Annotated in this window: 2 protein-coding genes and 2 pseudogenes; 3 read left to right on the forward strand and 1 reads right to left on the reverse strand. The window is 62.0% G+C overall.

Features of this window, described 5'->3' with window-relative positions:
• The 3 genes and pseudogenes from AC1DJT_RS30865 to AC1DJT_RS30875 form a co-directional block, all read left to right on the forward strand.
• Positions 1–257: pseudogene (locus tag AC1DJT_RS30865) on the forward strand (carbohydrate ABC transporter permease); the annotation flags it as partial.
• Positions 258–260: 3 nt separating this feature from the next.
• Positions 261–947: a GntR family transcriptional regulator gene (locus AC1DJT_RS30870; protein WP_476770993.1), complete on the forward strand. Its 687-nt coding sequence runs from the start codon at positions 261–263 to the stop codon at positions 945–947.
• 3,396 nt (positions 948–4,343) lie between these two features.
• Positions 4,344–4,613, forward strand: a pseudogene (locus tag AC1DJT_RS30875) (YkvA family protein); the annotation flags it as partial.
• Positions 4,614–4,974: 361 nt separating this feature from the next.
• On the opposite strand, the gene AC1DJT_RS30880 reads toward AC1DJT_RS30875, so the two are convergent.
• Positions 4,975–7,548: an autotransporter family protein gene (locus AC1DJT_RS30880; RefSeq protein WP_476835546.1), complete on the reverse strand. Its 2,574-nt coding sequence runs from the start codon at positions 7,546–7,548 to the stop codon at positions 4,975–4,977.
• Between the last annotated feature and the right edge of the window lie 1,022 nt (positions 7,549–8,570).

An 8,570-nucleotide genomic window follows, 5' to 3' on the forward strand; every position in this document is an offset into this window, starting at 1 on the left:
GTATTCTGACAGTCGCCATCTTCGTCGCTGTGTTCGCCTGGAACGATTATATGTTTGGGCTCGTGCTAACGACGACGCGCACCGCAACCGCCCCAGTCGTCCTGGCCGACATGCTGTCGGGCATCGGCGAAGGCACTGCCAACTGGGGTGAGGTCTTCGCTGCGGCAACGCTGCAGATGGTCCCGGTGCTAATTTTTGTCTGGATCGTCCAGAAGCAGATGTTCTTTGGGGCCATGCTCGGTGCCACGAAAGGCTGATCGATGGTGAGAAATCTACCCGCCGTCGTCTTCGAGGCATCCTCCCGCCAGCGGGCCTACGACAGCTTCGTAAAGAACCTGCTCGCCCACCGGATCAGGCCCGGCCAATTTCTCTCGCAGCGCGAATTGGTCGACATGACCGGCTTGCCGATCGGCACGATCCGCGAACTGGTGTCTCGCCTCGAAGGCGAAAGGCTGGTCAACGTAGTACCGAGCCGCGGGATGCAGATCGCCTATGTCGACATCGACTTGGTCAAGGACGCTTTCCAATACCGGCTGATGATCGAAAAGGAAGCCACGGCGAGCTTCATCGAGACGGCGACCGACCAGGCCATCCTGGCGATGCGCCGCGAACATGAGGAGATTCTGGAGCAGGATTGCCTGCGGGCAAACGGCCGAAAACCGGAATCCGACATGCTGGCCCGCGCCCGGGACGTTGACAGCGCCTTTCACGCAGTGATCGTCGATTCGCTCGGAAATCGGATCATCTCGGAAGCCTATCGCCTTAACTCGCTCAAGCTGAGTCTGATCCGGCAGGAACGCGGATTAATGACGGATTCTCTGGTTTCGATTGCGATGGGCGATCATCTGCGGATTATCGCCGCGCTAGAACGTCGCGACGGACCGGCCGCAGTGGCCGCAATGAGCGACCACGTGCTGCGCGGCTGCTCGCGCGCGCTTAGCCTGTAGGAATGTACGGACGGGGGAGCAGATCGTCAAGCTGTTGCTGCTCGGGAAAAGTAACAGCGAGCTCGCTCACGAGCTTTCGTACAGCGACAAGACGGGCAAGGGCTCAATGACCACCCTAATGGCCAGGCCGAACGCTCGCAATCGCCTGCAGGTAGTCCTTGCGGCGCAAATGTTGAAGGCCGCATCCGACCCCTGCCTCACCGCCGCGGTGCAAAGGCTGAATAGCGCATCCTCCGGCGACCGCTGCGGATAGACCTCCAGCGCTCCAGGTCCTGATCGTCCGCAGAGACCATCAGATCAACGACCGCCCACATTAAGATTTGCAACTTGGGGTGCCGTATCCGTCCGCTTTCTCATCGCTTCGCCCTGGCAGGCAATTGGACGAGGCGACCTCAAACAAACGCTCAAATCGGTGCTAATCGCCCCAATGGACTGGGCTCAATACACCTCAAGCTTCGTCCGTTTGGTCGCTCACCTTGTACGTCGAGCGAACAAGCAATGAGGAGATAATAATTGCGAGCAACGGACTCCCGATGAAGAGTATGTCATCGATCTGGGGAGCGAGAGCTAACAAATATATAAGCCGCCAGATCGATAATGTCAGGAGAACGCTGCATAACAAGCCAAGAACAATCTTTTTTGCCATCTTATCMTTAGACCTTACCGGAAGGCTCCCGACAGGTTCGGTTATAGGAGGTTGGCCTGCTTCGCTTGTTAAAGTCCGCCAGAGACTTGTTCGTCGCTGAACGACAAGAGGAATTCGGAGCAACTCCGACCGCAGCAGCATCAAACGCGCTCTCAAGGCGCACAGCGCCTTTCTCCATCATGCGTATTTTGTCACCGCGGGGCATTCAATCTGTCACTGGCGCGGATCGGCGCCTGTTCAACAGGCGACACGTGGGGGAAGACGAACGAATGCCCAATCGCCCGAAGAGCGAGGTGAATGAAGAACGAGGCATAGTGTTGCCGCGATTGTAGGAAAAGTTCCGCAAACTGACATGCGTCGCCCGGCCCTGCCGGGCGTCGCTCCGTTTCCGGCAGCCCGGTTCTGTCGACGCGAGCATTCAGTCCGACCTGTGCAAGAGCGCGAATTCAGCTGAGAACCTGCGCGCATCCGACTGGTTCTTCGCCGGACGGATAATTTGTTTGAGCGGCTTCCCCCTCCCCGCGCGCCGTTCATAGGATTCGCGAGCGGCCGAGGAGCTGCGACGACCTATCTCCCCTTGATGGTCGCTCGAGGCGATGGACGCGCGGATCTCCCGGACGTCGAGCTTCCGGAGTTGGCCCCTAGCCGACGTGGCGGACGTCGGCTTTCGGGAATTCTGATCGGGGCGCCGGCCCCAGGGCACCATTGGCCCGTTCCTAATCTTGGAGGGAGTCTCGTTCAGGTAGTCCCGTTTGGCGGGAGGCGGCGGGTGGTCTGTTGCGCACCGTTGGTGCGCATCCCGCCTTGCTGGCCGGGCCCCGGACAATTTCGGCACCAGGGCCGACACGCAACAACCGACGCGCGCACACAACTGCAACTCCACTGGCGAAGAGCAGCCCCGCCGGCTGGGGGGGCGGATTGTAAGCGGGGCTGCTCCCAGGCCGTGTCGACGCTGGTTGAGAGCACCAACACGCGATTGCGAACCCATGGCAAAACCAACGGTTCCGCGGCTCGCTGAGATTTCACTCAGTCAGGAGTCTCTTTGCTCTTCAGGTGTGGTTTTATTGAACCGACGGTCAGCCATTAACGCCAAATCGACGGTAGGACCCTCCGCCCAAAATTCGGTGATAATGGCGGCGAGACGCTCCCGCTGTGCCGGGGCGCTCACTGTGTCGATGTGGGGCGTGATTTCGCTCTTCCGCGGGAAAGCCGACCCCGACGCAGTCATCGCGGCAGCAACCAAAGCGCAACCGGCGTGGAAGTCAATCCACTAAGTGCGGGTGAAATCATCCGACTTAGGTCTTCGAAGGGGATATTAATCAGCCGCCTAAAGTAAGTCCTGTAGCATTGACAACGAAACTGTGCGTGAATTATCGTAAGAATCAGACAGTTTGGTTTATGTAACTGATTACAACATATCTCAGTTCTATTAATGACTGCAAGTAATCTACTTGAAAAAAGATGGATTCGTCATGCATCGCTTAAATTCTGGATTTATTATTTTTTGTTTGCTTGCAGCTACGTCAACATTGGCGTATTCGCAAGCATTGACCGTCAGTTCTTCGCCGGAATATCATGAAGGTATTGCAGTCAACGGCTCGCCGACGCCGCAACCCTACCCCTCCTGCGAACGCAAGCTGGTGAGGAGCCAATGGCTTTGGGAATGCGACCCTGCCCGGCGGAACGGGCGCGGTGGACCAGCAACACCGGCAGCGATTGGTCATTGGACGAGCGGCTCTGTCGAGAGCTCTGGGGTCGGTCGGAGCGATGCCGGCGTGGTACGATACTACAGGGCCATTAGCGCGAATGGCCGCCCGACGCGTGCGCCCAGCCGCCATTGCATCATTCAGCAGTATGACGGCGACCGTCTGTGGGTCTGCCCACCACGCGCTACCGCGTCTATCGGCGCCCGCGCATCGTCCGTTCAGGGCCTCGCGGGCGGCAACGTCCTGTACTATGCGGCCGTTTCTCCTGATGGTCGGCCGACCCGCGCGCCCAATGCAGCGTGTTACCTGACGCAGCGGGGTGGCAGTCAAGTCTGGACCTGCCCGCCGACCACGACAGGCGCCATTTCTTCAGGGACCTCAGACCGCTCCGGCGGCGGCGAGGGAAATTCGAGCTCCAACGCCGCCGGCGCAAGTGCCACTGCGAATAACGGCGGCGGAGGGGCCGCGTCCTCGTCCGCCGCCGGCGGTAATGGCAACTCTGTTGGCGGCGGCTCCGTAGGAGGCTCAGGCGGAGGTTCGGGCGGTGGTTCCGGTGGYGGCTCCGTCGGAGGCACGGGCGGAGGCTCGGGCGGTGGTTCCGGTGGCGGCTCCGTCGGAGGCACGGGCGGAGGCTCGGGCGGTGGTTCCGGTGGCGGCTCCGTCGGAGGCACGGGCGGAGGCTCGGGCGGCAACGGCGGCGGCCATGGCGGCGGCAACGGCGGTGGCCATGCTGGCAACGGCGGTGGCCATGGCGGTAACGGCGGTGGCCATGGTGGTGGCAACGGCGGTGGCCATGGCGGCAACGGCGGCGGCAACACCGGGGGCACCGGCAGCGGCCGGTAACCGCAGGTGTCTTCTGTAGGTCCGAAGCTCGACGCGCCCCGGGTCACTCCGGGGCGTTTGCTGTCTCGGCCCCTCACGCTATCGCGGCATAATCGACCTCGATCGAGGCCCATCGCCCGCAAGCGGACAGTCCCGCCGGATCTGCTTAAAGCCGGTGTCGACCCATTGCGCGTCTCTTCGACCGCGTGCAATTGCATCATCATGACGCTGGAGCGCGCAAGGCAATGGGCGCGACATCTCACGCGCGACGTCGTCGCGCTATGGATAGCTGCTCGCGATCCGCGAACGCCGTGGCATGCAAAAGCCCTGGCCGCCGGTGTTGCGGCCTACGCCTTGAGCCCAATCGATCTTATTCCTGATTTTATTCCGATACTTGGCTATCTCGACGACTTGCTGATCGTCCCCGCGGGTATCGCACTAGCGGTTCGTCTCATCCCATCGGAACTCATGGCTGAATTCAGGAGGGAGGCCGAGCAATCTTGGCGGTCATTGCGAGCCGTTTCTTCAAACCCGAGTTGCTACGACCAGTTCCGGAGCATCAGGCCGCGGGTGCTGGCGTTCGCTCTCCGCCCTTCTCAGACCATGGCGAGGTCCGCTCTGCGGCAAGTTCGCCAATGTCAAGTTTCGAGCGAGCGCCTGATCACCGCTCGCGACCCATCTCAAGATCGGCGTCTGACGACCGGAGTTGRCCCCATTGCCGACATCTGAGGGTCCGSTTGCAGGCACATGACTGAAGGCAATGTAAGGACGCCGGGTTTGSCAGATTCGCAAAGGCCCGCCCCGGCTCGGAACCAATCGTAAGACCCGTRTGAAGTGTCGGCAGGSGCCGCGCCTACCASGTGACGCGCAGGCCGAGATTGCCCTTGATGCCGCGGCGATCGTCGCCGCCGAGATTGCTGGTGTAGCTCGCCGCCGCGTAGACRCCGACGTTCGGCRTCACYTGGGCCGCAACGCCGCCGCCGAGTTCCAGCGAGGTGGAKCCGAAGCCGGTTGTAATCGGCGTGACGTTGAAGGTCGTCGTGTCGCTGSCGGAAAACGTGCGCCAGACATTGGCGAGGAGATAGGGTTTCAGCGTCATCCCGCCCATCACCCAATCGCCGGTRAGCCGAGCGCCGATCCGGCCGGTSAGWGCATCGTYGGGCGAAAAGCGRACCGCRGAGAAGCGATCGCGCTCCGTTCCGAACGAGACCGATTGCCAGATCAGCTGCGCCTGCGGCTCAAGCGACAGCCCGGCACCGATCTGGATCGGATAGCCGGCCTCGAGCGAGCCGGTGAGACCGGTTCCGTCGGCGCTCAGCCCGATGCCGCGGGTCGAGCGCGGATCGCCATCGAACCAGGAGCCCAGCAGCACCGCGTCGACATACCAGCGTGACGGACCGACATGGGTCCAGTAGGCGCCGAGGCTGGTTGCATCCATCTTCAGCTTGCCGACCAGCGCCCGCTGCTGGGCGAGAGCGAAACCGCGGGCATCGACATCGGCGCTGGCGAAGCCGAGGAACAGGCCAAGCCGGTCGCGATGGCCGTTATTGTCCCAGCCGAAAAGGTCCTGACCGGCCTGGAAGCCGCCGATATTGCCCTTCATCTCGGGCGAGAGCGGGCCTGAGCGACTCTCCTCGGCATGGCGGCCGAAGAGCCGGCCCCAGGCGCCTGGCAGCGCGCCCGAGCCGAGSAGCAGGGCCTGATCGCCCTGGCGCTCGTGAAAGGTCCCAAGCGTCGCCAATCCGAGCTGGCGCGCCACGCCGGGCAACAGCGTGTAGATGGCCGCCTCGGGGCGGAAGAGAGGGATCGGAGTGTCAGGAGCCGTCACTCCGGGCGGTATCACGCCGGGCGGCGTAGGTCCGACAGGGGGCGTCACGCCGGGGGGCGTCGGGATGAGCTGGTTCCGCAGGAACCAGTCATTCTCGGTGCCGGCCGTCACACCGCCCTGAAAYAGGAGATATTCGTAGGCSCCCGCCGCGACGACGCCACCGAGCGCGAAGGCACCGGCGGTGCTTCCTCCATTCACCGCGCGCACCACCTGGATGCCGTTGCCTGTCGTCAATTCACCGGTCCCGCCGGCGTTGGCGATGCTCAGAAGCGAATTGCCGGTCGCCGAGCCGACATCGAGGCGATCGGAAGGCGAGCCGTCAGTTCCGAGGAAAGTGTTCAGCCCGATCGTGCCGCCAGTCCCTGTATAGCTTGGCGTCGTCAAGACTGTGCCCGGCGGGGTGCCAGTGCCCATGTTCACAAGGCCGGCRTTGGYGACGCTSGGKAYRGTRTGRCTGAAGCCATTGAGATCGAGCGTTCCGSCRCTYGCGACCGTCACKGCCGARTTCKGGCTGAACGTGTTCGGCCCGCCTGCGCGCAACGTCCCCGCGTTGACGTTCGTCGGTCCACTGTAGGTGTTGGCACCGGTGAGCGTAGTCGCGCCCGCGTGCACATTGACCGTACCGTTGCCGCTGATCGCCGACRCAAACACGTAGCTTTGGGATGTGTGATTGAAGTTGAGCGTACCGGTGCCAGCGCCAAAGGAGAGGCTCGGCGCAGACAGGGTACCTGGTGCAGCCGCCGCACTGCCAGCGGCCGCGCCGATGTTGAGGGTCCCGACCGCACTGGCATTCGCCGCGCTCACAACAGACGACGCGACAACGACGCCTGCGTCCGCAATTGTGAGCGTGCCCGTGCCAAAGTTGCCGATATTCAACGCCGAACTGTTGCTCCAGGTAGAGGTCGGGCCGGTCACGATCACCGTACCCTGAGAGCCTGGACCATTGCCGATGTTGGCGGGGACGGCGGTGTCGTTGATGACCATCCCGCCGTTCGAGATCGTGAGAGCGCCCGTTCCAAAACTGCCGATATTGAGCCCGCCACCTGGGGTGTTGGTCCAACGGGAGCCTGTGCCGGTCACCGTCACCGTGCCAGTCCCAATCAATCCGACCGAGCCGCCGCCTCCACTGTTCACCACACCGCCGTCTTGAATGGTAAGCGTGCCCGTGCCCAGGCCGCCGACCACAAGGGTTCCTCCGTTCGTCCAGGTMGAGCCCGGACCAGTTACCGTGGCCGTACCTTGCGAACCTGGCGAATTGCCAATCGCCCCCAAGACATTGGTCAACGTCCCGCCATTTTGGATGATCAGCGTGCCCGCACTGCCGGCCGATGATCCCAGTACTACGCTGGCTCCGGCATTCAGTGTCCTGCGTACGTCCACCGTCCCGCTGCCGCCGGCGGTTGAACCGAGGGTGAGGCTTCTCGCGACCGCATCGTCCGTGACGACCTGGGCGGTGCCGCCGTTGTTGATGACCGCATCGTTCGCCGCGGTGGGAGGGAGGTTCGGGAACCAGTTGAAGCCATCGGCCCAGTCACCAGTACCGCGAATCCAAGTTGTTGTTTGGGCTTGTGCGGACACCGAGACCGCTGCGACAAGCACGATAGTCGCCAGCGCCGTGGACGAGCCAAACCTGCAAACGCGTGCCAGCAACCCCAACCGTCGCATCGACGCCGCGACAAGCCGGCGCTTTTGATGTTTCGCGCTCGCACCCGGCACCACCTGTCCCAAATCCATTTCGCGCCCTTTTGCGTGCAGCCCGCGAACGTGATCGGTAGGTGATCGCGTTGCCAGCAGTCGAAGTCAGAAGCAAAGGCAGAGGCTGATCAGAATCGGATAGGCTACGCGTGACGATGCTCAGAGAAAGCACCGGCGATATCTACAAAATGTTTACGAGGGCATGTTTGTCGTCAATGCGGACCCATATATTTTTAGGATCCGTTGCGCKAACGCCACGATTCCAGCTGAAATTTTTGATCGGCACAGTTACTGGGCTCACGGAGGCAGGCATTGTGACCATAGGGAAGTCATCCTAATCTGCCGCTGAACTTCAATCTAGCGACGTCTGCTTTCGGTCAGCCCGCCAATGTTTGGCGGTAGCGCGCTTATGCCAGCGGGTTCAGCGTGACGAACTTCTGATTTCCACCCAAGTGAGACGTTCGCGGGGAGAGCGTCAGACGGGGGAAGATGGCCCATCCCGGACATCGAGAAGGTCTGCTTTCAGGTGATACAGTTTGCCACCGCGGTGTCAGCATCCGTTCGCATAGTCCACGACGCAGATAGCGACCGAGTTCAGTGAGACATCGAGACCGACATAGATCATGGCGTTTCTCCCCGCATGGATTGGTCCATGATCGTCGGAACGCGGAGGCCGGTCCGCGAGCAGGTCAGGCAATCAGGGCCGAATACCCCATCTCTTCCGAGAAGCGGTTGCGCTTCATGTTCTGGTCCTCTCAATGGGCCAGAACGAACTTCGGCGTTGTCACGTTAACCGCGGACCATTGAAGCGAACTCAACCGGGTGACGGGCTCACGCTGCGAGGCCAGCGACGGCTTTCCATTGTGCCATGGCGCACAGACGATGCAGATGGATGGCGAGGGCGGAGCGACGGGACCGGGGCGGGA

This window comes from Allobosea sp. 05T422_2 (assembly GCF_056396265.1).